The 25,229-nt window shown below is 70.4% G+C and carries 18 protein-coding genes and 1 pseudogene; 4 read left to right on the top strand and 15 right to left on the bottom strand.

The window, feature by feature from the left end; all coding sequences use genetic code 11:
* The first annotated feature begins 516 nt into the window (after positions 1-516).
* Entirely contained in the window at positions 517-1,698 is a 1,182-nt protein-coding gene (locus JR065_RS20800) for a benzoate/H(+) symporter BenE family transporter (protein ID WP_206236397.1), read from the top strand.
* A 19-nt stretch (positions 1,699-1,717) separates the two neighbouring features.
* On the opposite strand, the gene bphP is transcribed toward JR065_RS20800, so the two are convergent.
* The 5 genes from bphP to JR065_RS20775 all read right to left on the bottom strand — a co-directional run bounded on the left by bphP (position 1,718) and on the right by JR065_RS20775 (position 9,198).
* A complete protein-coding gene (bphP, locus tag JR065_RS20795; RefSeq protein WP_206236396.1) occupies positions 1,718-3,619 on the bottom strand; it encodes a bacteriophytochrome BphP in 1,902 nt (633 codons plus the stop codon).
* On the bottom strand, positions 3,616-4,212 hold the full coding sequence (locus JR065_RS20790) for a biliverdin-producing heme oxygenase (RefSeq protein WP_206236395.1): 597 nt from the start codon (positions 4,210-4,212) through the stop codon (positions 3,616-3,618). The genes bphP and JR065_RS20790 overlap by 4 nt, the downstream gene beginning before the upstream one ends.
* A gap of 124 nt (positions 4,213-4,336) precedes the next feature.
* Complete coding sequence (locus tag JR065_RS20785) at positions 4,337-5,602, bottom strand: MFS transporter (protein WP_206236393.1); 1,266 nt, start codon at positions 5,600-5,602, stop codon at positions 4,337-4,339.
* A 629-nt stretch (positions 5,603-6,231) separates the two neighbouring features.
* The gene (locus JR065_RS20780) at positions 6,232-8,502 is read right to left on the bottom strand and encodes a lytic murein transglycosylase (protein WP_206236392.1); all 2,271 of its coding nucleotides are present in this window, start codon (positions 8,500-8,502) and stop codon (positions 6,232-6,234) included.
* 303 nt (positions 8,503-8,805) lie between these two features.
* Positions 8,806-9,198: a YchJ family metal-binding protein gene (locus JR065_RS20775; protein WP_206236391.1), complete on the bottom strand. Its 393-nt coding sequence runs from the start codon at positions 9,196-9,198 to the stop codon at positions 8,806-8,808.
* A gap of 102 nt (positions 9,199-9,300) precedes the next feature.
* Between JR065_RS20775 and JR065_RS20770 the strand changes: the two genes are divergently transcribed.
* The gene (locus JR065_RS20770; protein ID WP_206236389.1) at positions 9,301-10,074 is read left to right on the top strand and encodes a sulfite exporter TauE/SafE family protein; all 774 of its coding nucleotides are present in this window, start codon (positions 9,301-9,303) and stop codon (positions 10,072-10,074) included.
* 18 nt (positions 10,075-10,092) lie between these two features.
* On the opposite strand, the gene JR065_RS20765 is transcribed toward JR065_RS20770, so the two are convergent.
* The 9 genes from JR065_RS20765 to JR065_RS20725 all read right to left on the bottom strand — a co-directional run bounded on the left by JR065_RS20765 (position 10,093) and on the right by JR065_RS20725 (position 22,213).
* Complete coding sequence (locus JR065_RS20765; RefSeq protein ID WP_241093818.1) at positions 10,093-11,271, bottom strand: Wadjet anti-phage system protein JetD domain-containing protein; 1,179 nt, start codon at positions 11,269-11,271, stop codon at positions 10,093-10,095.
* Positions 11,272-11,276: 5 nt separating this feature from the next.
* The gene (locus JR065_RS20760) at positions 11,277-14,840 is read right to left on the bottom strand and encodes an ATP-binding protein (RefSeq protein WP_206236388.1); all 3,564 of its coding nucleotides are present in this window, start codon (positions 14,838-14,840) and stop codon (positions 11,277-11,279) included.
* A 326-nt stretch (positions 14,841-15,166) separates the two neighbouring features.
* Complete coding sequence (locus tag JR065_RS20755) at positions 15,167-15,871, bottom strand: DUF4194 domain-containing protein (RefSeq protein WP_206236387.1); 705 nt, start codon at positions 15,869-15,871, stop codon at positions 15,167-15,169.
* The gene (locus JR065_RS20750; protein ID WP_206236386.1) at positions 15,858-17,327 is read right to left on the bottom strand and encodes a DUF3375 domain-containing protein; all 1,470 of its coding nucleotides are present in this window, start codon (positions 17,325-17,327) and stop codon (positions 15,858-15,860) included. The genes JR065_RS20755 and JR065_RS20750 overlap by 14 nt, the downstream gene beginning before the upstream one ends.
* Positions 17,328-17,404: 77 nt before the next feature.
* Complete coding sequence (gene folE, locus JR065_RS20745; RefSeq protein ID WP_206236385.1) at positions 17,405-18,010, bottom strand: GTP cyclohydrolase I FolE; 606 nt, start codon at positions 18,008-18,010, stop codon at positions 17,405-17,407.
* Between the two features lie 720 nt (positions 18,011-18,730).
* Positions 18,731-19,279, bottom strand: a complete 549-nt coding sequence (locus tag JR065_RS20740) for a YdeI/OmpD-associated family protein (protein ID WP_206236383.1) — start codon at positions 19,277-19,279, stop codon at positions 18,731-18,733.
* 227 nt (positions 19,280-19,506) lie between these two features.
* Positions 19,507-20,892 carry an MFS transporter gene (locus JR065_RS20735; RefSeq protein WP_206236382.1) on the bottom strand — a complete coding sequence of 462 codons (1,386 nt, stop codon included), beginning with the start codon at positions 20,890-20,892 and terminating at the stop codon, positions 19,507-19,509.
* Positions 20,893-21,003: 111 nt separating this feature from the next.
* Complete coding sequence (locus JR065_RS20730; protein WP_206236381.1) at positions 21,004-21,378, bottom strand: DUF1801 domain-containing protein; 375 nt, start codon at positions 21,376-21,378, stop codon at positions 21,004-21,006.
* A 79-nt stretch (positions 21,379-21,457) separates the two neighbouring features.
* Positions 21,458-22,213 carry an SDR family oxidoreductase gene (locus tag JR065_RS20725; RefSeq protein WP_343237312.1) on the bottom strand — a complete coding sequence of 252 codons (756 nt, stop codon included), beginning with the start codon at positions 22,211-22,213 and terminating at the stop codon, positions 21,458-21,460.
* A 109-nt stretch (positions 22,214-22,322) separates the two neighbouring features.
* Here JR065_RS20725 and JR065_RS20720 point away from each other — a divergent pair, with 109 nt between their 5' ends.
* A complete protein-coding gene (locus JR065_RS20720; protein ID WP_343237311.1) occupies positions 22,323-22,913 on the top strand; it encodes a TetR/AcrR family transcriptional regulator in 591 nt (196 codons plus the stop codon).
* Between the two features lie 223 nt (positions 22,914-23,136).
* Here the strand turns inward: JR065_RS20720 and JR065_RS20715 are convergent, their stop codons facing one another.
* Positions 23,137-23,541, bottom strand: coding sequence for a VOC family protein (locus JR065_RS20715; protein WP_206236379.1), 405 nt, complete (start codon positions 23,539-23,541; stop codon positions 23,137-23,139).
* Between the two features lie 445 nt (positions 23,542-23,986).
* Between JR065_RS20715 and JR065_RS20710 the strand changes: the two are divergent.
* Positions 23,987-24,949, top strand: a pseudogene (locus JR065_RS20710) (ATP-grasp fold amidoligase family protein); the annotation flags it as partial.
* Between the last annotated feature and the right edge of the window lie 280 nt (positions 24,950-25,229).

Below are 25,229 nucleotides of genomic sequence, written 5' to 3'. Positions count from 1 at the left end.
GTTTCCGTCGTAGCGAGCCGCCCATTATAGCGGACTTTTTCTTTCCGTCAACACCTCGTTTCCGAGGCCCTGACGCCAGTCCAACCCAAAACCCGAAGGCTTTCCGCTGAACCGAGCCGCCCATCATAGCGGCTTTTCTGTTGCCGTCAATACCCTGTGTTATCAGGGGTTTGACGCTGCTTCTTCAGAAAGTGCCCGAAGGCTTTTCGTCGAAGCGAGCCGGCCATGTTAGCCGATTTTTTCACGCCGTCAACACCCGATTCTCAGTAGGCGTTTCCGGTACCACTGGCGCTTCCGCGGCCCGAAAGCCGCCGCTTGCCGAGCGGGCCGCGCAGTCTAACGGCCCTGCGCGATTCGTCAACGGTTTTTTTGCAGAGAGCCCGTCCGGCCGCGGGGCCGCGGCCGGCAGCCAGTCAGCCGGCATGCGGCATCGACGCGACCGCACCGCTCCCGGCCCCCAGCGATGCAGCGCATTGGCCGACAATGGGGGCCCCACATGCGAAGGATCCTCGTGCGATGCCCGATGCCGCCGGCCGTTCCCCCTGGCGCGATGCCTCCCTCTCGGCCCTGGTCGCCGGCTTCGTCACCGTCTTGGTGGGTTTCGCCAGTTCGGCGGTGATCGTGTTCCAGGCGGCGCGCACGCTGGGCGCGTCGCAGGCGGAGATCGCGTCGTGGATGTGGGCGCTCGGCCTGGGCATGGGCGTCACCTGCATCGGCCTGTCGCTGCGCTACCGCATGCCGGTGGTGACCGCATGGTCCACGCCGGGCGCGGCCATGCTGATCAGCAGCGGCGGCGGCCTGCCGCTGTCCGACGCCATCGGCGCCTTCGTGCTGGCCGCGCTGCTCGGCACCGCCGCCGGGTTCTCCGGCGTGTTCGAGCGGATGATCCGGCGCATCCCGGTGTCGCTGGCCTCGGCGATGCTGGCCGGCGTGCTGCTGCGCTTCGGCCTGGACGTGTTCGTGGCGATGCAGACGCGGCTGGGCATGGCCTTGGCGATGTTCGCCGTGTACCTGGCCGGGCGCCGCGCATTTCCGCGCTACGCGGTGATCGCCACGCTGGCGGTGGGCATCGCGATCGCCGCCGGCAGTGGCGCGCTGCACTTCGATCCGGCGCAACTGACCTGGGCGCGCCCGCTGTTCACCTGGCCCACGCTGTCCTGGCAGGCCGTGGTCGGCATCGCGCTGCCGCTGTTCGTGGTGACGATGGCCTCGCAGAACCTGCCAGGCGTCGCGGTGATCCGCGCCTCCGGCTATGCGGTGCCGGTCTCGCCGGCGATCGGCTGGATCGGGGTGGTCAACACGCTGCTGGCGCCGTTCGGCGCCTATGGGCTGAACCTGGCCGCGATCACTGCGGCGATCTGCATGGGCCGCGAGGCGCACGAGGATCCGGCGCGCCGCTACATGGCCTCGGTGTTCGCCGGCGCGTTCTACGTGCTGATCGGGCTGTTCGGCGCGACCGTGGCGGCGGTGTTCGCCGCGTTTCCCAAGGAACTGGTGATGGCGATCGCCGGCATCGCGCTGTTCGGCACCATCGGCAACAGCCTGGCGATGGCGCTGAAGGAGGAAGGCGACCGCGAACCGGCGCTGATCACCTTCCTGGTCACCGCGTCCGGGCTGACCCTGGCCGGCATCGGTTCGGCGTTCTGGGGACTGCTGGCCGGCACCGCCACCTGGCTGCTGTGGCGGCGCACGCGCTGAGCGGGCGATCCGCATTGGCTCAACGCGGATCGCGCAACTGCAACAGCCAGTGGGTCGGCGTCCCCGACGGCCGCGGCAGCGGCTCGAAGTCGAACTGGCGGTAGATCGGCGCCGCGGCGTTGACCCGTAGCGGCAGGCTGCCGTACGCGGCGCGGCCCTGCCGCAGCAACGCGTCGATGCGCTGGACATCCGCGATCGCCGCGCTGGCGTCGTACACCTGCGCCAGTTCGCGCCCGAGCAGGTCGGCGACCTCGTAGCCGGTCAATGCGGCGAAGGCGTCGTTGACGAACACCAGCCGGCTGGGCAGGCCGTCGCTGCGCCCGCGCTCGACGATCGCCACCGCTTCGCGCAGCCGCGACAGCGAGGCTTCGAGCAGCGCGAAGTCCTGCTGGACGCGCTTGCGCTCCATCAGCTCGATCAGCACCCGCAGGTTGCGCGCCGATTCCAGGCTCAGCGGCGACCACGGCCGCGCGCGGCCGCGCACGGTTTCCTGCCACAGGTCGAAGCTCTTGCGCGGGGACAGGCGCGAGTTGGGGATGTCCTGCAGCTTGGACAGCTGCGGGTTGCCGGCCCAGTGCACCGTGCGCACCTGCTCGCGGCGCGTCCACAGCAGCGCGCTGCGCGCCTGCGGCATCAACGGCACGAAGATGAAACCGGCGGCCAGCGGCGCCAGGTCGGCCAGTTCGGGAAAGGTCTCGCCGATCTGTTCGGTATGCAGCGCGCCGACCGCGTCCTGGTTCAGCGCCTCGTGGTGGCTGGCTTCGATCTGCGCGCGGATCCGCTCCAGCTCCGCGACCGACGGCAGCGTGCCGTGGCGGGTGACCTGCCCGCCATGGAACACCGCCACGCCGTCGGCATCGACCACGTCCAGCAGGTCCGAGGCCATGTCGTCGAGCATGTCGGCGGTCAGCGTGTCGGCTTCGTTGAAGTTGGTGATCAGCTTCTCGCGCACGGTCAGCAGCACCGACTCCAGGCGCGCGCGCGCCACCGCGGTCAGCGCGCCGATGCGCCCGGCCAGCGCGCGGCTCACCGTGTCGGCCACGTCGCGCATCTCGTGGTTGCTGAAATAGGGACTGTAGTGATGGCAGGCGATCAGCCCCCACAGCGCGTCGTTGACCACGATCGAGGACACCAGCGTGGCGGTGACGCCCATGTTGGCCAGGTATTCCAGATGCACCGGCGAGACGCTGCGCAGGCTGACGTCGCTCAGGTCCACCGGCGCGCCCAGGCGCGGGTGCAGCGGCGGCTCGATCGGCGCCGGCGTGTAGCCGACATCGGCGATCTGGCGCACGCGGTTGCGCAGGTACAGCGCGCGCGCCTGCGCCGGGATGTCGCTGGCCGGATAGTGCAGGCCCAGGTACGCCTCCAGTTCCGGGTTGCGCGCCTCGGCGATGATGTCGCCGTTCCACTCGTCGTCGAAGCGGTAGATCATCACCCGGTCGTAGCCGATCAGCGTGCGCAGGTTCTTGGCGGCGCGCTGGCAGGCGTCGTCGATGCTGGTGTCGGTCTCCAGGCGGCGCAGCAGCGGCAGCGCGTCGCGCAGGCTGACGTCGGTCAGCGGCGCGTCGCGCGGTTCCAGTTCCAGCAGCCATTGCTGCGGATACAGGTGCCAGGCGCCGACCCAGCGCCGCGGCGGCGGCGCGCTGCGCTGCGGGAACGTCACCTCGACGTATTGCCGGTGCTGCAGTTCGGCCTCGCGGGGCGCGGGGGCGTCCATGCGCAGCACTGCGTCGTAGCGCTGCCCCAGCAGCGCCGCCATCGGCACGCCGAGCAGGTCCGCCGCGGTGACGCTGGCCTGCACGATGCGCCCGTCGGCCGGCTCCACCACCAGCAGCGCGCCATAGGGCTGGATGGAACCGGGAATGTGGATCGGTTCGCGGGCGCAGGCGTCCAGGTCCAGGGGCACGGCAGGGTCGCTCATGCGGCGGTCTCCAGGGCAAGATGGGTATGGAAGTGCGCGAACATGGCGCGCGCGCCGTCGACCGCCGCCTGGCGCTGCGATGCGCCGGGCAGCGCGCGCTCCAGACGTTGCTGGAAGCGCCGCCACGACGCGGTGTCGGCATGGCCGAGTTCGAAATAGCTCAGCGCCGGCGCCAGTTCGGCCAGCACCGCGCGCAGCTGCCGCGCGATCACCCGCCCGCCCAGTCGCGAGCCTTCGATGACGTACAGCATGCCCCAGCGGTGCGCGGGATCGGGCGCGTCCGGCGCCGCCTGGGCGGGCGCGGGCGCAGCCCGCAGCGCGGCCAGGTCGCGCGCCAGCAACGGCGTGCGCGGCAGGTAGTGCCAGTCCCCATCGGCCAACGTCGCCAGCCACGCGGCGTGCTGCCGCTCCCAGCCCGCCAGCACGCGGTGATGGCGGCGCAGCACGTCCACGTATTGCGCCGCGGACACGCGGCCCTGGGCCAGCAGGCGCATCGCCGGCAACTGCTCGACGGCCTGGTGCTGATCGTGGGTGGCCTCGCGCAGCAGGCGCGAGACGGGTGGCGCGGCGGAGCCGGCGGTGGACGACGTCATCGAATCGAAAGCTTTTCCGCGCGGCGCGAGCGGCCGCGGCGAGGCCAATGGCCCGACAGCGTAGCAATGCCGGCCAGCCGGGACCAGCCGGCCGCATCCCGGTGCCCGCAGGCAGATGAACCGCTCAGTTCGACGCCGGCGGCACGACGACGACCGTGGCCGCGGTCGCCGGCAACCGCGCGCGGCGCCAGGCGACCAGCCAGCCGGCCGCGAGCAGGAGCGCCGCCAGCAGCCACGGCGCGCCAGGCAGATGCGCCGGCGCGTCGGCGCCGATGAACAGCGCGAACACCCAGGCGTACATCAGCGGTCCGACGATGCCGGCCAGGCTGACCAGGCTCATCAACGCGCCCTGCACGCGGCCCTGCGCGTCGGCGCCGACATGGCGGGTGACGATCGCCTGCGCCGCCGGCCCGGCCACCGCCCACAGCGCGCTGATCGGCACGCCGATCAGGAACAGCGCGCCGCTGCCGGCCAATCCGTAGACCACGAAGCCGACCACGCCGCAGCCGAGCCCGAACAGCAACGCCCCGCGTTCGCCCAGCCGGCGCACCAGCCGCCCGACCAGCAGCGCATTGACGACGATGCTGCACACCCCGACCAGCGACAGCACCCAGCTGACCTCCTTCGGCCCCCAGCGGTATAGGTATTCGGCGAACAGCACGAAGATGCTCGGATAGACGTAGTGCGCCAGGTTGGCCAGGAAGATCACCGCGGCCAGCCCGAACACCTGCGGATAGCGCCGCAACAGCTGCAGCGCGCCGAACGGGTTGGCGTGCGCCCAGTCGAAGCGCGCGGTGCGCTGGTCCGCCGGCAGCGACTCGGGCAGCACCAGCCAGCCGTAGAGGAAATTGAGCAGCGCCAGCGCCGCGGCGAACCAGAACGGCGCGCGCAGGTGCACCTCGCCGAGCCAGCCGCCGATCAGCGGCCCGACCACGAAGCCCAGCCCGAACGCCGCGCCCATCAGGCCGTAGGCCTGCGCGCGCTTGTCCGGCGGGGTGACGTCGGCGATATAGGCGTTGGCGGTGGTGAAGCTGGCCGAGAACACGCCGGAGAAGATCCGCGCGATCAACAGCAGCGGCAGGCTGTTGGCCACCGCCATCAGCACGAAGTCCACGCCCAGCCCCAGGCACGACAGCAGGATCACCGGGCGCCGCCCGAACCGGTCGGACAAGGCGCCCTGGATCGGCGAGCAGACGAACTGGATCGCCGCGAACAGGAAGCCGAACCAGCCGACCCACTTGGCCGCCGCGGCGAAGTCGCCGCCGGTGAACTGGCGCACCAGCCCGGGCAGCACCGGGATGATCACGCCGAAGGACAGCACGTCGATCAGCAGGGTGACGAAGATGAAGGCCAGCGCGGCGCGGCGCGCGGCAGGGGGCGAGGAATTCACGGCAGGTCTCCCGACGGACGCCGCAGTGTACTGGCGCAGGGCGGGTTTCGGAGGCGGCCGGCGGCGGCGCGGCGTGGGCCCCGGCTGGCGAGCGGCCGGGTCGGGCCCGGAGGCGTGCGGTCGGGGCTGAAGCCCCTCCTACAGGGGAATTCGTCGGACCGCCTGCGACCCGTCGGCTGCGAGCGGGCTTGGGTGGGAGCGACGTCGGTCGCGATGCAAACGGTGGTGGTGGCGCCGCTGCGCGCGCCAGGTGTCTGGGGACCGAAGCCTTCTTACGTCGGAGTTCGTCCGACAGCGTGCAGCAGGCTGGCGACGATTCGGGCTTTGCTGAGAGCGACTTCAGTGGCGATGCACGAAGTGTGCAGTGATCCAGCTTCGCAAGCGGGTGCCGGGGCTGAAACTTCTCCTACGTCGGAGTTCGCCCCGGCATCCTGCAGCAGGTCGGCCGCGATCCAGGCCTTTGTGGGAGCGACTTCAGTCGCGACGCGCGAAGCGGTGGCGGTGGTCCGGCTTCGCGAGCGGGTGCCAGGGCTCAAGTCCCTCCTGCACGGAGCATGGCCTGCGACGGGACCGGCCGGCGATGCGTGCCTGCGCCGCGCACCGGCCGGCTGCGCGGCCTGCCGGTGCCGTTACAGCGGCGCCACCGCGATGGTCTGCTGCAGCACGTGGCGCGCGCCCGGTGCCAGTTCGACCACGTCCGGGCCGGCGTTGGCCGCCTCCAGGCAGACGAAGTCGCGCCAGCCGGCGCCGACGTCGGCCATCTTCTGCGCGCCGGCTTCGCCGGGATTCCACGCCACCAGGGTCTGGCTGCCGGCGGTGGCGATGTCGATGCGGCGCTTCAGGCCGGGGTCGACCAGCGCGTAGCGGCCGCCGGCGCCGGTGTAGATGCGGTCGCTGCGCCCGGGATCGCGCGGGTCGCGCAGGCTCCAGTCGCCGTGTTGCCGGTGCGCGGTGGCATAGCCTTCGAACTTGTCCAGGTAGTCCAGTCCGTCCAGGCCCTGCACGTGCACCTGGGTCGCGTCGGCGACGCGGAAGTAGTTGTGCAGCGCCTGGGTGAAGCGCACCGGTTGGCTGCCGCTGTTGTCGGTGATCAGGCGCTGCTCCAGCGTCGCGCCGATGCGCAGTTCCATGCGCAGGCGCAGCCCGAGTTCGGCGAACTCCGGCGGCGCCAGGGTCAGCCGCACGCTGCCGTCGGCATCGCGGCCCGCATCCAGCAGCTGCCACGGCACGGTGCGCACGAAACCGTGAGCGGGCACGTCCTCGCGCTGGTCCTGGCGGCCGAAGTACGGCCAGCACACCGGGGTGCCGCCGCGGATCGGGGTCGGCGCCGGTTGCGCGGTCGGCGACAGCCACATCACGTCCTGCCCGCCCTTGGGCACGAACGACAGCAGCTGGCCGCCGAACAGGCTGATCGCCGCGGTGGCGTGCGGGGTGTCCACCAGCAGCGACGGATAGCCGTGGAAATCGCCTGTGCTCAGGCCGGGGATGTCGGACATCGGGATCTTGCTCCGTAGCGCGGGGGATTGGACGAATGCGGGATAGCGCGCCGGCACGCGAAAGGCCGTGGCAGGCTTGTCGCCGAAGGCCGGTTTCGCCGCGGGTGCGGGTTGCGATGGCGATGCCGGTAGCTGCGATGCCGGCGCCGGCGTGGCGGGCGCGGGGCCGCCTTGCGCCTGCCGGCGCAATGCATCGAGGATGCGCTGCCCGGCGCGGCCGTCGGCCGGCTGCAGGCCCAGGCGCTGCTGCTCGGCCTGGATCGCGCGGCGGCTGGCGCTGCCGATCATGCCGTCGGCCTGACCGATGTCGTGGCCGCGCGCCAGCAGCAACGTCTGCAGTTCGCGGCGCTCGGGCCGGCCCAGGCCGGGATCGTCGGTCGGCCACGCCGCGACCAGGCCGGGCTTGCCGCGCAGCTGGTCGGACAGCAACGCGATCGCCAGCGCGTAGCTTTCCGCGGCGTTGTAGGCGTAGATCGCGTCGTAGTTGCGGAACACCAGGAACGCCGGGCCGTTGACGCCGGCCGGGACCAGCACCGCCGCCGGGGCGTCGGCCGCCAGCGCGGGCAGCGCGATCGCGCTGCCGTCGGTCGCGGTCAGGCCGCGCGCGCGCCAGTCGGCCAGCGGACGGCGCTGGGTGCGCCCGGCCAGCGCCGGATCGAACCCGGCCGGCAGCTTCACCTCCATCCCCCATGGCTGCCCGTTCTGCCAGCCGGCCCGCTTCAGGTAGTTGGCGGTGGAGGCCAGCGCGTCGGGAATGCTCGCGACCAGGTCGCGGCGGCCGTCGCCATCGCCGTCGACGGCGATGCGCGCGTAGGTGCTGGGCATGAACTGGGTATGGCCGAAGGCGCCGGCCCACGAGCCGGCCAGGCCGTCGGGCTGCAGGTCGCCGGCCTGCAGCAGCTTGAGCAGGGCGAACAGCTCGCCGCGGAAGAACGGCTGGCGGCGGCCGTTGCACGACAGCGTCAGCAGCGACACCAGCAGCGGCCGCTTGCCGGAGACGCGGCCGTAGTCGCTCTCCACGCCCCACACCGCGACCACGGTCTGCGCGTCCACGCCATACTGTTGCGCCACCCGCGCGAGCAGGTCGCGGTGCGTGGCCAGCATCGCGCGGCCATCGGCGACGCGCTGCGTGTCCACCAGCCCGGCCAGGTAGTCCCAGATCGGCGTGGTGAACTCCGGCTGCGCGTCGAGCAGCGGCAGCACGCTCAGGTCCGGCTGCAGGCCGGCGGTGAAGCGGTCGAACGCGCTGGCCGCGACACCGGTCTTGGCCGCGGCGTCACGCAGCGTGGACAGGCAGCCGACGAACGCCGGGTCGGGCGCTGCGGGGGGCGCGGCCGGCGCGGGCAGGCCCTGCGCGGCGACGCAGGGCGCGGCCAGCAGCAGGGCCCAGGCGAAACGCTTCATCGAACTTCCTCGCCGACAGCAGGCCGGACATCATAAACAAACGTGCGCAGCGCGCTGCTCACGCGGCCGCGGTGGAGGCTGCGGCGGCTTGGTCGGCCAGGGTTGGCATGGCGCGGCTGGCCGCGGCGTTGGCATCTTGCAGGAGCGACGCCAGTCGCGACGGGCGTTACCGGGAGGGCCCGTCGCGACTGAAGTCGCTCCCACAGGCAGGGCGGCGGCGATAGGGGCCGGTCCGGTTGTGGGTCGTGGTTCAAGCGGCTGCTGCATCGGCCGGCGGCGCCAAACCTGATGCCGCGCCGCGCGTCAGTCCAGCGCGTCCAGGTAGTACCAGTGGCCGTGCTCGCGGACGAAGCGGCTGTGCTCGGTCATGCGCACGGCGCTGCCGCCGCCGATGCGGTAGCGCGCCAGGAACACGACCTCGGCCGTGTCGGCGCCGGTGGCCAGCACCCGTTGCACGGTCAGGCCCAGCCAGGTCGTGCGCGTGTCCAGTTGCAGTTCGGCCGGCCGGGTGGACGCGTGCCAGCTGGCGCGCAGGTAATCGGCATCGCCGCGCACGTAGGCGCTGTAGCGCGAGCGCATCAGCGCTTCGGCATCGGGCGCGGCAGCGCCGGCGTGGTAGAGCCCGCAGCACCGCGCGTACTCGCGCGGGCGACCACAGGGGCATGGATCGGCGAGGCGTGGGGCGGACGGAGGCATGCGCCGATTGTGCCGGCTGCGGCGGCGCGGCGCACGCCGGCGCTGCCGTGCGCGTCCGCCCCCGGCTATGCTTGCGCGCCCCCCCTCGCCCGGAGCGCCGCCTTGCTGGAGCTGATCCCGACCGAACTGCCGTGGCTGCTGTGCATCGCCTTCGTCGCCGGGCTGGTGGACGCGGCGGTGGGCGGCGGCGGCCTGATCCAGTTGCCGGGGCTGTTCGCGACGCTGCCGCAGCAGGCGCCGGCGGTGCTGCTGGGCACCAACAAGTTCAGCGCGATGGCCGGCACCGGCGCGTCGGCCTGGCGCTATGCGCGCAACGTGCGCTTCCCGTGGCGGCCGGTGCTGTACGCCACGGCGGCGGCGTTCGCGTTCTCCTTCCTCGGCGCCACCGCGGTCAGCCTGCTGCCGAAACAGGCGGTGCGGCCGCTGATCCTGATCCTGCTGATCGCGATGCTGGCCTATACGTTGGTCAAGAAGGACTTCGGCGCGCTGCACCGGCCGCGCCAGATCGGCCACCGCGAACTGGCCATCGCGCTGGCGATGGGCGCGGCGATCGGCTTCTACGACGGCTTCTTCGGGCCCGGTACCGGCAGCTTCCTGATCTTCCTGTTCATCCGCTTCTTCGGCCTGGATTTCCTGCGCGCCTCGGCCGCCTCCAAGGTGGTCAACCTGGCCACCAACCTGGCCGCGCTGTGCTTCTTCGTGCCCAGCGGACAGGTGCTGCTGGCGGTGGCGGTGCCGATGGCCGCGGCCAACGTCGTCGGCGCGGTGGCCGGCACGCGGCTGGCGCTGCGCGGCGGCACGCCGCTGATCCGGCAATTGTTCCTGGTGCTGGTGGTGGTGCTGATCGGCAAGATGGGCTGGGATCTGCTGCGCTGAGCGCAGTGCTTGCGTGCGCTATCCGGCCAGCGCGGCGCGGATGCGCGGCCACGCGTAGTCCCAGGCGATGCGCTCCTGCTCCAGACGCAGCGCTGGACCGAAGCGGCCGCTGCGCAGATCTGCGTACAAGGCCTGCTCGGCGGCGCTCAGCGCGTCCAGCCGCTGCGCGCGATGCTGGCGGCGCTCGTGTCCCCACAGCTCGGACGGCGTATCGCGCAAGGTGGCTTCGTCCATCAGCAGCGCGACCGTCTGCGGCGCGTGCCGGCGCAGGCGATGCAGGATCGCCAGGCCATGGGTGTCGATGTCGCCCCAGTAGTACAGCGGCAATGCCTGCAGCCAGTCGATGGCGCGCACGTAGTCCACCGCGTAACCGCGCGCCATCAGCAGCAGCGTACCGGGCAGGTCCTCGCAGGCCAGGCCGGTCTCGCGGTTCTCCACGATCAGCACCTGCCGCACCGGCAACTGCAGCGCGGCGATCTGCGCGATCGGCGCCTGCACGTCCTCCAGCCCGCCGAGCCGCGCGCGCAGGTCTGGATCGAGCAGCCGCAGGCGTACCCGGTCCGGCGCGCGGCGCAGTCCGGACAGGCTGTCGAAGCTGCGCGGTGCGGCGATGCCGCGCAGCCCGGCCAGCCAATCGGCGACGACTCCGCGGTGCGGCTCGATCCATTTGCTGTCGATGCCGGCGATCGGCAACTGGCGCAGGAACAGGCCGCTGTCCGGATGTGCGTGCAGCCAATCGACCACCGCGAGCAGGCGCAGGAACTCGGGCTCCGGCGCATCGGCGAGCAGGTCGAACTGTCTGCGCAGGCGCGCGGCCAGGCCGGCTGCGTGCGGCCAACGCGCCAGGAGAACGGCGCAGCGCTGGCGTGCGCGCTGCCAGCGCGGCTGCTCGCCCAGCGCCAGCGCGGCCTCGTCGGCGCTCACCTGCCAGGCATATGGCAGGCGTTGCGGGCCGAGTTGCGGCCATTTGACCTCGCGCGGTTCCACCTGTCCTGGCAACGACGTGTCGCGCCAGGCTCGCAGCCAAGCCCCGAACGCATCGAATTCGGCGCTGGCCTGGGCCTGGGTCGGCATGCGCAGCGCGACCGGTTGCGGCGCAGCCTCGCCCAGCAGCCAGGCGCCGCGGTGCAGCCGCCATTGCCCGCGCAGCGCAGCCAGCGCGCCATCGGGCAGCAACATCGCGTTAGCGCGCGCCATCCACGTCAGGCCTTCGGCTTGGGCTTGGGCTTGGATAGCGTGCGCTGCGGCGTGGATGCCATGGCGGCGGCATCGGAAACCGCAGGGCCAGCAACAGCGCTGCGCACGACCGCCACGGCACCCGTGCGCAGCCGCTGCGGCGCCGACTTCGCCTGCTCCGCTTCCGGCGCTTCCGGCTCGTCTGGTGCTGCCTCGGTGGCATCCGCCGCGTTCGCGCCACGCGAGCGCTCGGGCAGTTTGAGCCGGCGCGCCTGCTCGTCGTATTCGATCAGCAGCACGCCCGAATCGTGGCGACCGCTGATCTCGACGAAGCAGGCGCCGCCGATGAACGGCTCCAGCGTCATCACCGATTTCAGCGGCGTGGCCACCACCATCTGGAAACCGAAGTTCTCGAAGATGTTCATCGCCAGCGCGGTGAACTCGTTGTCGGCCTTGTCGAAGGCTTCGTCCAGCACCACCGCGCAGTAACGCGGCAGTTCGCCGTCCTCGCCGCCGAGCTGGTAGCGCAGCGCCGCGGCCAGGCAGGTGGTGGCCAGCTTCTGCCGCTGGCCGCCGGACTTGCCGGCGCCGCTGCGGTAGATCTCCACCTGCTGGCGGGTGGCGGCATCGAGCTCGACGCCGACGAACTCCACGTGCAGGCGCACGTCCAGCACCAGCTCGCGCCAGCGCTTGTCCTCGCCGTCCTGCGAGCCGAGCCGGCGCACCAGTTCCCGCAACACCGCGAACTGTTGTTCGGCCAGTTCGCGCTGCTCGGTCTGGTGGTGGCCGAGTACGTCGCGCAGGCGCTGGTGGAACTCGATCACTTCCGGCAAGCGGCGGTCGCCCAGTTCGATGGTCAGCAAGGTGCCGCGGTTGAACGGCACCTGCTCCAGGCTGGCGTTGACCTCGTCCAGGCGCTGGGCGATGGACTTGCGCGCCTCGGCGGTATGCCGCTGCAAGGCCAGCAGGTTGTTCTTGCTCTGGCTCTGCAACAGCTCGAAGAAGCGCGCCTCGTGCTGCGGCAGGCCGTCGCGTTCCAGGCGCTGCAGGCGCGCGAGGAAATCCTCGGCACTGTCCACGCTGACGGTGAAATCGCCGCTGTCTTCGGGCCAGGCACGGCAGTAGCGCTTGAAGCACTCCAGCAGCAACTGCTCGATGCGGTTCTGCGCGGTAAGCGATTCGGTGCGCTGCTCCTCCAGCACCTTGGTGATTTCGCGGAAATGCGCGTCCAGGTTTTCCAGGCTCAGCACACCCAGACCGTGCACACGTTCGCCCAGGCCGCGCTCCTGCAGCGGTGTGAGCGTGCGTGCGCCGGCATCGGCACATCCGATCCTGAGCTTCTCCCAGCGTTCGCGCTCGCCCTCCAACTTCGCGCGCTCCTTGCGCACGCCCTCATAGGTGCGCTCGGCCTGTTCGACGTTGCCGCGCGCCAAGTCGATCGCCTCGCCCAATGCACGCAAATTGGCGTCGCCCTCGCGCAACTGGCGCAGCGCCGTGGCGATGTCGCCCAGGCGCTGCAGCGGCGCGGCCACGTCGATCTCGTCCCAGGCCAGGTTGGCCAGCGTGTGCTGGGCCAAGCGCCGCGCGCCATCGCGCTCGCGGCGCGCGCGCAATGCGGCCACGTCGGCGTCGCAGGCGGCGATGCGCTGCGCCAGCGCCAGGCCCTCTTCTTCGAACAAGGCCAGCTTGTCGCGGTTGTCGAAGCCCAGCAACCAGCGCCGTCGATCGTTGACCGCATGGCGGTCGTCCTTCTCGTAGCGCTCGCCCGGATGCTTGACCTGGCCTTCGCGGGTGATCGCGCGCTCGGCATGGCGCAGCGCCTTGGCGCTGTCCACGCAGTCGTAGTCGAAGCGCTTGCCCAGCTCGCGGCGCAGCCAGCCGGCGAAGGCGTGCTCGCGCAGTTCCAGCTTGTGCAGCAGCGAGGCGGCCGCCGGTGCGCGCCCGGGCAAGGCGTGCTCGTTGTCGCGCACCCGGTAGTAGACCAGGCGGATGCCCAGATGGGTGCGGTTGACCCAATCGGCCACCTCGGCGTAATGGCGCTCGTCCACCAGCAGCGATTGCGCGAAGCCGTGCAGCACGCGCTCGATGGCGCCGCGCCAGTCGGACTGCTCGCCGCGTACCTGCAGCAGTTCGCCGACGAACGGCAAGGCGGCCTCGGGCACGCCGGTGTCGGCGCTCAGGCGCGCGCGCAACGCCTGCATCGGTGCCGGGATATTGGACGGGTTGCGCTTGAGCGCCTCGATCTCGGCGCGCACCTCGGCGAAACGCTTGGCGTCCTCGGCCTTGCCGGCGATGCGTTGGCCGATCGCCTCGTCCAGTTCGGCTGCCGCGCGCGTGGCATCCTCCAGCGCCGCGCGCGCCTGCGCCGCCTGTTCGGCGAAGCCCTGCGCGCTACCGGCCAACACCTGCTCCAGCTGGCGGCAAGCCTGCTCGGCCTGGGCGCGCTTGCCAGTGCGGCGGTCGCGCTCGGCTTCCTGCTGGCCACGCTCGCGCTCCAACGCGTCGATGCGCTCGCCGCCCTGCGCGCGGCGCTGCGCTTCCAGGTCGTCCAGGCGCCGCTGATGGTTCTCCAGCGCGGCGCGGCGTTGCCCCTCCTCGCCGGCCAGGCCGCGGTCCTGGGTATCCAGTTCCTGCAGCCGCGCATCCAGCAACGCCAGGCGGCGCTGCTCACGGTAGCTGTCGATGCCGAGCTTGAGTTCGTCAAGTTCGCTGCGCTGGCGGCGCACCGCCATCAGCTCGGCATGGTGCGCGCGCGCCGGCAGCAGGGTTTCGACCTGGCGGCGCGCGGTCACCACCGCCTGATGCGCGCCGTCGAGTTCGGCGAAGTCGCCGACCAGGCGCTCGGCGGCATCGAAGGTCTTCGGCTCTTCGAGCATGAAGCCACGCAGGAAGGCGTTGAGATCGCCGAGATTCTTCGCGGACTGGGTCTTGTGCAGCAGCCGCAGCGCCATCTCGTTACCGATCCCGAGCTGGTGGCGGAAGCGTTCGGCATAGCCGGCGAAACTGTCGAAATGGTGCACGTCGTGCAGGCGCTGCTTGAGCTTGCGCAGGTCCAGGTCGAAGCCGTCCAGGTCAGCGGCGATGTCGAACGCGCGCTCGGCCACCATGTAGTGCTTGCGCACGTCGGCCGCGGCGGTGCCGTTGCCGGCGATCCAGAACAGCCGCACCAGGCTGACCACGCGGTCCTCGCCGTCGCGGTACTCCAGCACCAGCGCGGTCCAAGTCGCGCCCTTGCGCAGGTACTGGGTAGCGATCTCGCCCGATTCGCTGTCCTGCTGGTCGGCCCAGGCGCCGCGTACGTAGGACACCAGGTTGCGGTCGCGGCCGCTGCGTTCGGCCTCGCGTGCGGCGGCGTTGAAATCGACGATGCTCGGCGGGGTCAGCAAGGCCGACATCGCATCGAGCAGAGTCGACTTGCCCGACCCGGAGCGGCCGACGAACAGGAAGCCGCGCGCGGCGATCGGGATCTCGGTCAGGCCGGAAAATGTGCCCCAGTTGTGCACCTGCAGGCGGCGCATGCGGAACTGCTGGAGGCGCGAATCGGGAAGATCGCCGGAGAACAAGCCAGGCGTGGAAGCGGAGGATTTCATCTGCACAGTCTAGGGACGGGGACGCGCGGAACCAAGCCGACGCGTGCGCTGCGGCGCCAGGGCCTGTTAACGCGATCGGGATGGGCCACGTTGTCATGTCCGGCGTCCAGGCAGCCGTGCGTGGCGCCGCGGCAGGCTGGCCGCCTGTCCAAGCCGCGCGCGGCCGCCTGGGCGCCAGACATGGCAACCCGAAGGGCCGTGCTTGGGCGCGCACGGGGCGGCGTCATCGCTCGGTCCGGTCGCTTATAGGCATAAGCTCCCTCGCTCTTCCTTGCCCCGCACGCGCCCAAGCACGGCGTCGCCTATCCCGATCGCGTTAACAGGCCCTAGGCGTCCTGCGCCGGCTCGGCATCGTCCTCGCCGCTGCCCGGGCCTTCGCGCAGTTGGCGGTACACTTGCGCCAGCGCGGCCACGTCCTCGGCCGAGAACAGCAGCTTGAGCGCCGGGGAAACTTCGTATCGCTCGTCCTCGCCGCGCAGACGCGTCAGGATGTGGTTGTCCTTCATCTTCTGCACGGCATTGCCGACCCGGCGCAGGAAGCCGGCGCGGTCAGTAGACAGGTTCTTCTCGTACACCGCCAACGCCTCGCCCAGCTGCGCCTCCTCCACCACCGCACGCAATCCGCGCGCATCGGCCTCGGCCAGTTGCTGGCGCAGGTGCAGCAGCAGCACCGAATCGATGAAGGTCAGCGGCGAGGAGCGCAGCAGGACCGGCGCTTCCAGTTCGCCGGTGTCGGCCTGGCGGATGAAGGCGATGCCGGTCTCGCGGTCAAGCACCAATTCCAGGAACAGGTCGGCCAGGGCGCTGCGGATCGACGCCTCGCTGCGCAGCAGCGCCGGCCACAGCTTGCTGTGGCGCTGCGCGTCCACGCTAGGGCCGCTGAGCAGCTGGCACAGCGCGCGGCGCGCCTCCGCCGGCAGGCGGCCACTGTCGCCGGGAAACAGGCTGGTGCCGGCGCCGGGCGCCGCGCTGTCCGCCGCGTCGGGCAGGCGTTCCTGCTCGGCATCCAATTCCTGGTCATGCCAGTTCATGGCGTTTCTCCTGGGTGAACCACACCAACGGAATGCGCGCGCGGCGCCACTGGCCATCGCCGCCGCGCCATTGCGCGATCTCGTGCTGCCCGGCGTGGACCACGCCATGGCGAGTGCCCAGCGACAGATAGCCGATCACGCTGCCCAGGCCCTGGCTGGCCTCGCGCCGCGTCAGCACCTGGGCGATGGACAATTGCGGCTGCTCGGCAAGCAAGTCGAACAGATCGCGGCGCAGGCTGCGGAAGTCGATTTCCGACTGCGCCACCAGGTCGCCGACGCTGTCCAGCGAAATCGCCGCCGCCTCGTTGCGCTGGATGCCGCCCTCGACCTGCTGCTGGCGCGGATCGTGCAGGCGCCATTGCGCCAGCGAACGCAGGCGGCTGGTGGTCAGGTTGAGATCCCGGCCGATGCCGCGCTGGGCGGGAATGTGGTCGCGCAACGCCAACCCCTCGGCCTGTGCTTGCTTGAGCAGCTGGTTGAGCCGGCGCTGCTCCAGATAGCCGCGGCTCTGCACGAAACCGCGCAGGCTGCGTGCGAAATGCTGCATCACGTCGTGCACCTGGCCGCCGCGCTCGAGCATGGTGCCGGTCAGGCCGCGCAGGAAGCCGCGCTCGCGCCGGTCGAGCTTGCGCGCGAAGCCGCGCGCCAGCACCGTCTCCAGCGCCGCGTCGAGCTGCGCGCTCTGCTCGGCATCGTTGAGCAAGGTCCAGAATGCCTGGAAACTGCGCCCGGCATCGCTGTCGCCGATTACGTCCACGCCTTCGAACAGCTTGCCCAGGATTTCGCCGCGCTCGCCCTCGTCGTCGATGATGCGCTCGCGGAACTCGCGGTTGAGCCGCTCGAAATCGTCGCGCACGCGGCGGAAATCTTCGGTCAGCTCGTCGGCCAGCGCGATCACCTGGCGCGCGCGTTCCAGCGCGCGCTTGCCATCCAGCGCCGCCACCTTGCCCTTGGAGACCCGCGCGATCTCCGCATCGATGCGGTCGCGCTCGTCGCGCAGCGCCGACAGCCGCGCATCCGGATTGGTTTCGGTCAACGCCGCCAGCTGCGCCAGCTGCTGCATCACCAGCGCCAGGCGGCTCTCGGTGGCGGCGCCGCGCGCGTGCTCCAGGCCATCGGCGAAGCGGATCGCCTGCGTGGCCTGGGTGGACAGTTCGTATTCCTCCTGCTGCGCGCCTTCCGGCAGCCGCCGCTCCAGCCAGCCTTGCGCCAGCCAATGCGCGACATAGGCTTGCGCGGTACGCGGCAGTTCGCGCGAAAGCTGGTCGGCATTGAGTTCGTCGAGCATGCGCTGCAGCCGCTCGTGCAGCACCGCCGCCGGCAGCCGACGCTCGGACTCCAGCAACAGCGATTGCAGCAGGCCGATGACTTCCGGCGCGTGATCGGCGGCGAGTAACTTCCACAGCGCCTGTTCGCGCAGCGTGCGGTAGCGGGCAATGCGGGCGCGGTGCTTCATGCCGAGGGCGCGGAACGGATCGTGCGTTGCGGTGGTGCGGCAATTCTAGCGCGGGGCAGCATAAGCATACCGCTGGCTCAACGCTTGCCGCCGGCGTCGATGAAGCGCAGGAACTCGGCGCGGGTGCGCGCGTCCTCGCGGAAGGTGCCGAGCATCTTCGAGGTGACCATGCTGACGCCGCGCTTGTGGATGCCGCGGGTGGTCATGCACTCGTGCGCGCCTTCCACCACCACGCCCACGCCCAGCGGCTGCAGCACGTCCTGGATGCACTGCGCGATCTGCGCGGTCATCTTCTCCTGCACCTGGAAGCGGCGCGCGTAGGCTTCCACCACCCGCGCCAGCTTGCTGATGCCCACCACCTTGCCGCGCGGCAGGTAGCCGACATGGACCTTGCCGATGATCGGCGCCATGTGGTGTTCGCAGTGGCTTTCGTATTCGATGTCGCGCAGCACGATCAGCTCGTCGTAGCCGGCCACCTCCTCGAAGGTGCGCTCCAGGTACTCGCGCGGGTCGGCCTGGTAGCCGCTGAACCAGTCGCCGTAGGCCTCGGCCACGCGCCGCGGCGTATCCAGCAGGCCCTCGCGGTCGGGATCTTCGCCGGCCCAGCGCAGCAGCGTGCGCACGGCCGCTTCGGCCTGCGCCTGGGTGACGGGGGAGTCGGGGGTCTTCTTGGAATCGGCCATGAGCGAAAACGCCCGTGAGGGGGGCTGCATGGTACCCGAGTCGACCGGGCGTCGCCGCACGCGCGGGCGGGGAGCGTTCCGATCGCCGATGCGGTCGCGGCTGAAGCCGCTCCTACAGGGCACCCGGCCGGCCATCGCAAGCTCCCTGTGGGAGCGACTTCAGCGCGACGAGCGAAGCCGCAGGCCTAGTGGCGCCGCGCCGCGTCGAGGCTGAAGCCCCTCCCACAGTGCACCCAGCCGGCCAATCGCAAGTCTCGCGTAGGACCGGTCTCAACCGCGACCAGCGCAGCGGTGGGGTGCAGATGCGGTCGCGGCTGAAGCCGCTCCTACAGGGCACCCGGGCGGACATCCGCAAGCTCCCTGTGGGAGCGACTTCAGTCGCGACGAGCGAAGCCACAGGCCTACTGACACCGCACCGCGTCGGGGCTGAAGCCCCTCCCACAGTGCACTCAGCCAATCGCAAGTCTCCTGTAGGAGCGGTTTCAACCGCGACCAGCGCAGCGGTGGGCGCAGATGCGGTCGCGGCTGAAGCCGCTCCTACAGGGCATCCAGCCAGCCGTGCGCAAGCCTTATGCAGAAGCGCTTCGGCCGCACTGGCACCTGCTTTGGTCCGGCGAGAACTTCCGAGGCTGCGCTCTATCAGCCAGCCCGCTGACCGCCTGCATCAAGCATCCAGGCCACCTGATCGGACGCGGTGAATGCACGCACCGCGGTCCCCCGCTATTCGGCCGCTTCCGGAGCGGCCAGCGCCTTGCTGTAGATGCCCGAACGGTCGAAGCAGCAGGCGCGGCGCTTGCCGGAGGCGAGCATGTCGCAGGCGGTGTGGATGCGTTTGACCCGCGTCTCGGCCTTCTTGCCCGAACTGATCCAGAAGATCCAGTCGCGCCGCGCCACCGCGGTGATGTCGTCCCACTGCGCGCGCGCCGCCGGATGCGCGGCCAGCGCCTCGCGCAGGTCGGGCGGCACTGGCGGCTCCGGCTCCACCGCCACCGGCGCCATCTCCAGCGCCACCGTCTCGCCCGCGGCGACCCCGGCGGCCTGCTGCAGCGCCTCGTCGACCTTGAGCCAATGGCTGCCCTGCCCGTCCGGCTCCAGCGTGGCCTGGAACGGGTGGCCGGCGAGCGTGCCGTCCACGGTGACCATGCTGCGCGTGGGCAGCTTCGCGCTCGCCTCGCCCGGCAACACCAGGAACGCCCAGCGCGCGCCGCGCGGCGCCGCCGGCCGCAGCAGCTTCGTCTCAAAGCGGATCGTGCCGGTGACTTTGCCCATGGCAAAACGATAGCACCGGCCCGCCGCCGGGCGAAGCCGGCACATGCCATCGCCACCCCGCCCCGCGATCGCACGACGGCGATCAGGCCGTGGCGATCGGACGGTGGCGATCGGACGGTGGCGATCGGACGGTGGCGATCGGACGGTGGCGATCGGACGGTGGCGATCGGACGGTGGCGATCGGACGGTGGCGCGGGCGTGGCCAGGCCACGCCCGCGCCCGAGGCGTCAGCTGCGCGCGGCCGGCGGCGTGCGCTTGAGCCTGCGCTCGCGCATCGCCGCCTCGTCGTCCAGCCAGTTCGCGCCCTTGTTGCTCAGGAAGAAGATGTACACCACCAGCGACACCGCGATGACCGCCGTGGCGTACCAGACGAACGTGGTCACATGCCCGGTCTTCAGCGAGGCCTGGTACAGCAGCGGCGCGGTGCCGCCGAAGGCCGAGTTCGCCAGCGCGTAGCCCAGGCCCACGCCCAGCGCGCGGATGTGGGTCGGGAACAGCTCGGCCTTCACCACCGCGTTGATCGAGGTGTAGCCGGTCAGGATCACGAAGCCGCCGGTCAGGATCGCGAACGCGGCCAGCCAGTCGGTCTGCTTCGGCAGCTCCAGCACCAGGAACCAGGTGTAGAGCACGCCGCCGATGCCGAAGAACACCAGCAGGGTCTTGCGCCCGACGATGTCCGACAGCCAGCCGCCGACCGGCTGCATCAGCATCAGCACGGTCAGCGCCACCAAGTTGATGATGGTGCCGGCCATCACGTCGTTGCCGGCGAACGCGGTCTGGATCATCTTCGGCCCGGTCACCGAGTAGGTGTAGAAGGCGATGGTGCCGCCGGCGGTCACCAGGAAGCACAGCAGCAGCGGCCGCCACTGGCGCACGAACAGCTCATGCAGCGAGCCGGCCGAGCGTGCTCCGCCCTTGCGCGCTTCGGCGATGGAGTCCGAGCCCAGCGACTCGTCCATCGTGCGGCGCAGCCAGAACACCACCAGCGCACCGATGCCGCCCAGGCCGAAGGCCAGGCGCCAGCCCCACTCGGACACCCAGCCCTTGTCGAAGAAATGCAGCATCACCAGCAGCGTCGCCTGCGCCAGCACGTGGCCGCCGACCAGCGTCACGTAGTGGAACGAGGACAGGAAGCCGCGCCGGCCCGGGATCGCCGCCTCGGACATGTAGGTCGCGCTGGTGCCGTACTCGCCGCCGGTGGCGAAGCCCTGCAGCAGCCGCGCCAGCAACAGGATGATCGGTGCGGCGATGCCGATGGTGGCCACCGTCGGGGTGATGGCGATGACGAACGAGCACACCGCCATCAGCGACACCGAGATGGTCAGCGCCAGCCGGCGGCCGTAGCGGTCGGCGAAGCGGCCGAAGTACCAGGCACCGATCGGCCGCATCAGGAAGGTCATGGCGAAGATCGCCCAGACGAAGATCGTGGCGTTCTTGTCTTCCTTGGAGAAGAACTGCGACTCGAAGTAGATCGCAAAGACGGAATAGACGTAGACGTCGAACCACTCGACCAGGTTGCCGGCCGAGCCCTTGAGCGTGTTGGACACCGAGCGGCGAAGGCTGCCGGGAGCGGCGGCGGAACCGGCGACCGGGGGCGAGGAGGATGCGCTCATGCGGTGGGGACCTCTAGGTGGACATGCCCGGAGTATAGGTGCCCGGCCGCGAGAACTCCGTTCGCGGCCCGAGGCAGGCCTGCGGCCCACCTGGCGAAGCGCGACGCCTCGCTACTCCGCGGTACCGCCCACATGGGCGATCCACTGCCGCACGATGGCCTGCAACGCCGCCTGCTTCGCCGCAAGTTCCGCCTTGCTCGCAAAACCCAGCGACGCCCGGTCCGCGCCCAGCCAGGTCAGCAATCCGCCCGGGTCGGCGATGGCGCCGGGCGGCAAGGCGCGCTTCTTCGCCCCGAGGTGCAGGATCAGCTGCACGGCCGTGGGACTGCGCAGCTGCAGGGTGGCGAAATGCCCGCTAGTGCGGAAGCTCGGCGCGTTCCACTTCACCTCTTCGCCGATCGACGGATCGATGCCCAGCAGGAACGACCGCAGCGCGAGCACCACGTCCTTGAGCGGATGCTCGAGCGCGGCCAGGTACGCGTCCACGGACGCATCGATAGCAGGCCTAGTCACCGAAGCCCATCACGCGATGCCGCCGTGCCGGAAAAAACACGGATGCGCGGCCCTAGTCCGAAACCGCCACTGCGGAAAGCATCGCCAGGACCTCGTCGTAGTTGCCGTTCGCCTCGGCATAACGAAGGAACTTGGCACGTTCCACGATGATTTCCTTGGGCGTGTCTTGCGCATGCAGCAGCGCCAGCGCTTCATCGAGGAACTCGTCCAGGGGCATGGCATGCTCGTCGTTGCCCTGGCCGAACAGCTTGGTGCGCACGCCAGGCGGCGCCAGCTCGACGACGCGCACCGGAGTATCGGCCAGCTGCACGCGCAAGCCCTCGGTGAACGAGTGCACGGCCGCCTTGGTGGCGCTGTAGGTCATGGCGACCGGGAACGGCACGAAGGCCAGTGCGGAACTGACGTTGATGAGGACGCTGTCGTGGTTCCTGGCAAGCTGCGGCAAGAACGCATAGGTCATGCGGATGGTGCCCAGAAGGTTGATGGCGATCGCCTCTTCCGCCGCCTGCAGCGATTCCGGCTTGAAGACGTTCTCGCTCGGCATGATGCCGGCGTTGTTGATGAGCACATTGAGGGCGGGATAGCGTTCGGCCGCCAGCGCACTCGCCTGGACGATGGAGCCGGCGTCCGCGACGTCCAGTTCGATCGCCTCGATGCCCGGATGCTCGGCGGTGATCTGCTCCAGCAGGGCCTTCTTGCGTCCCGAGACGATGACCCGGTTGCCGGCCTGGTGCAGCCGCAGCGCCAGCCCGAGGCCGATGCCGGAGGTGGCGCCGGTGATGAGGATCGTATTGCCGTTGTGCTTCACGGATGTCTCCAACTGCGGAAGAGGGTAGAATCGAAGCGGACAAAAGTCCGTTTACGAACAGTGGCGGACAGTTGTCCGTTTGTCAACGGAATCTTTCGAAGGGTGGGGTGTGGAAAAGCCGAAGCGGTCGGATGCAGTGCAGAACCGGGAGCGCATCTTGTCGGTGGCGCTCGAGGAACTGGTTCGTTCAGCGGATGTGCCCCTCAGCACGATCGCCAGGAAGGCCGGCGTCGGGCAGGGCACCTTCTACCGGCACTTCCCGACCCGGGAGGCGCTGGTGATAGAGGTCTATCGCCACGAAATGCTGCAGGTCACCGGGTTCGCCGGGCATTTGCTGAAGACGCTCCCCCCCGAAAGAGCGCTGCGGGAGTGGATGAACCGCCTGGCCGAATACGCCATAACCAAGGCGGGCCTGGCGGGCGCGCTCCGCCAGGTCGCCAACGCGAAGGACTGCGCCGGCAGCGACGGCTATGCACCGGTGATCGCCGCCGCGCAGATGCTGCTCGATGCGAACGAGGCGGCCGGCACCATCCGCCCGGGGATCAGCGCGGACAACTTTTTCCTGGCGATCGCGGGCATCTGGCAGATCGACGTCACCGAGGACTGGCAGCCCCGTCTCACCTGGCTCATGGATACGGTCATGGAGGGATTGCGCGCCGGGGCGCCGGCACGGGCCGCAGCCGGGGAAAGACGTCCCTGATCCGCCCTGCGCTGGTCATGATAGTGCACGCAGCCCGCCGACCGGCTCCGCACGGGGCATGCATTGCGTCGTGGCCACGGCGGGTCGCGGCGGCCTCTTGCGCGAGCGGAGCGCGCGGCGCCGCGAGCCGTTGAGAGGAACAGGACGCGAACTGCGGCTTCGCTTACGGCCTATCGATCCGAAAGCGAAGCCACCCGGCTGCAAGCGCAGCCGTGGCGAGGCGTCAGGCGTCCTTGTTCTCCGGGTCCCAGAGCTTCGGTTCCCAGAGTTCCACCTTGTTGCCGTCCGGGTCCATGACCCAGGCGAACTTGCCGTTCTCGTGCGTCTCCGGGCCGGCAACCACGGCCACGCCGCCGGCATGCAGTTGCGCGAGCAGTGCATCCAGGTCGTCCACCCGGTAGTTGATCATGAACGACGCCTCGCTCGGGCTGAACCAGCGGCTGTCGCGGTCGGCCACGTGCCACACCGTGAGGCCCCGGTCGTCGGCCGTGTCGTCCGGCCAGCGGAGCACCGCGCCGCCGAAGCCTTCCAGCGGCATGCCCAGGTGGTCCCGGTACCACGCCGCGAGCGCGGCCCTGTCGCCCTTGCCCTTCAGGAACACGCCACCGATGCCGGTCACCCTTGCCATCGCCGCCTCCCGTTGGTGAGCGCCCCACGTCGCCAAGCCGCCCGCGAAGCATAGCCGCCAGGATGGCGGGCATCCCCGGCAGCCGTGCGGCGGCGCGCGGCCGTCCGGGACGTGCGGCCAGGCGCCAGCCAAGGACCGCGGCCCGCCGTGCCGCGGCCGCCCTCGAATGGCCCACCCGAGTCCCGGGAACCCGCGCCGACAGCAAGCCACACCCACCCCCACCTGTAGGAGCGGCTTCAGCCGCGACCCAAAGTCGGACAAATGCGAGCCCGGCGTGGCGACCACTCCTCACGCTGCCGCCGGCAGCCGGCAGCCGGCAGCCGGCCCACGGGCTTCACATCGGTGAGCCATTCATCAAATTAGGCCCCTTCACAAACGGAACCTTTTCTCTTTTATCACGTGACGCATATCATGCTTCATCGCCTTAGTGTGATGGAGTCGGTGAGTGAACAGCGACGTGGCCGCATTTACGGAAGAATCGGAACCCCCGCAATCCGGGGCGCTGGCACCCGTGCTCAAGCGGTCCACCGGCCTGGGGCAGCTCAGGCGCATCGCTCACGTGCTCGTCACCCGGCTGCCCTGGCGCTGGCAGGAACACCTCTACTTCCTCGACACCTTCGGGCGGCTGCCGAACCTGCGCGCGCCGGCGTGCTTCAACGAGAAGGTGCTGTACCGCAAGTCGGTGCACGGCGACCATCAGGCCTATCGCAGGCTGACCGACAAGGTCGCCGTCCGCGACCACGTGGCCGCGCGCATCGGCGAGCAGTACCTGATCCCGCTGCTGCACCGGACCACCGATCCGGCCACGCTGCTGACGCTCCCGCGATGGAAGCACACCGTCATCAAGCCCAACCATGGCGCGGGCATGGTGGAAGTGCTGCTCGACGAGCCGGACCTGCGCCGCAAGCAGGCGCTGCTGGAAGACTGCGCGCGCTGGCTGCGCACCGACTACTCGAAGGTGGCGCGCGAGATCCACTACCGCGGCATCCCGCCGTGCATCCTGGTGGAACAGTACATCGGCGACGGCGTCCAGGCGCCGGTGGACTACAAGTTCCACATGTTCAGACAGCCCGATGGCGGTTTCCGCTACGTCCTGCAGGTGATCTACAACCGGCTGCAACCGCCGCTGTCGATGACCTTCTTCGTCGACAACCTGGTCGAGCCGTTCCACCGGATCCGCGACGCGGGGCAGTCGCCGCCGTGCCAACCGGCGCTGCTGCGCAAGGCGCTGGACCTCAGCAAGGTGCTCGCGGTGGACTTCGACTACGTGCGCGTGGACTGGTACATCCAGGACGGGCGGATCTACTTCGGCGAACTCACCTTCACCCCGGGCGCGGGCATGGTCACCGGGCTGGACCGTGGGCTGGACCGGATCATGGGCCAGATGTGGGTCCAGCCGCGCGCGCCGGCGAAACCGCCGCTCCTGCCGCCCCTGCCCAAGCCGATAACGGCCGCCGCGCCCGAACCGAAACCGCGCGCGCCGGCATGGGCGCTGCGGCGACTGGGCACCGGCCGACCTACCCGCGCCAGATACGTCCAGCGCAGCCAGCGGTTCAGCGGCATGCAAGGCGTGATCGCCGCGCAGGCGACGGGCCGCATCGCGGTCGCGTCCCAGCAAGGCATGGAAAGCGGCGGCCCGGCGTAAGTTCGCGCCGGTAACGCGCGGCAAGCCGCCAGTCCCGGCGCGG

Source organism: Xanthomonas sp. (assembly GCF_017163755.1).
Taxonomy (GTDB): domain Bacteria; phylum Pseudomonadota; class Gammaproteobacteria; order Xanthomonadales; family Xanthomonadaceae; genus Xanthomonas_A.
Note: the sequence above shows the minus strand (reverse complement) of the source record. Positions and strands in the feature narration are given on the sequence as shown.

Coding starts and splice junctions, on each gene's coding strand:
- JR065_RS20800 (WP_206236397.1), top strand. CDS start 517: ATGCCCGATGCCGCCGGCCGTTCCCCCTGGCGCGATGCCTCCCTCTCG.
- bphP (WP_206236396.1), bottom strand. CDS start 3,619: ATGAGCGACCCTGCCGTGCCCCTGGACCTGGACGCCTGCGCCCGCGAA.
- JR065_RS20790 (WP_206236395.1), bottom strand. CDS start 4,212: ATGACGTCGTCCACCGCCGGCTCCGCCGCGCCACCCGTCTCGCGCCTG.
- JR065_RS20780 (WP_206236392.1), bottom strand. CDS start 8,502: ATGAAGCGTTTCGCCTGGGCCCTGCTGCTGGCCGCGCCCTGCGTCGCC.
- JR065_RS20775 (WP_206236391.1), bottom strand. CDS start 9,198: ATGCCTCCGTCCGCCCCACGCCTCGCCGATCCATGCCCCTGTGGTCGC.
- JR065_RS20765 (WP_241093818.1), bottom strand. CDS start 11,271: ATGGCGCGCGCTAACGCGATGTTGCTGCCCGATGGCGCGCTGGCTGCG.
- JR065_RS20760 (WP_206236388.1), bottom strand. CDS start 14,840: ATGAAATCCTCCGCTTCCACGCCTGGCTTGTTCTCCGGCGATCTTCCC.
- JR065_RS20755 (WP_206236387.1), bottom strand. CDS start 15,871: ATGAACTGGCATGACCAGGAATTGGATGCCGAGCAGGAACGCCTGCCC.
- JR065_RS20750 (WP_206236386.1), bottom strand. CDS start 17,327: ATGAAGCACCGCGCCCGCATTGCCCGCTACCGCACGCTGCGCGAACAG.
- folE (WP_206236385.1), bottom strand. CDS start 18,010: ATGGCCGATTCCAAGAAGACCCCCGACTCCCCCGTCACCCAGGCGCAG.
- JR065_RS20740 (WP_206236383.1), bottom strand. CDS start 19,279: ATGGGCAAAGTCACCGGCACGATCCGCTTTGAGACGAAGCTGCTGCGG.
- JR065_RS20735 (WP_206236382.1), bottom strand. CDS start 20,892: ATGAGCGCATCCTCCTCGCCCCCGGTCGCCGGTTCCGCCGCCGCTCCC.
- JR065_RS20715 (WP_206236379.1), bottom strand. CDS start 23,541: ATGGCAAGGGTGACCGGCATCGGTGGCGTGTTCCTGAAGGGCAAGGGC.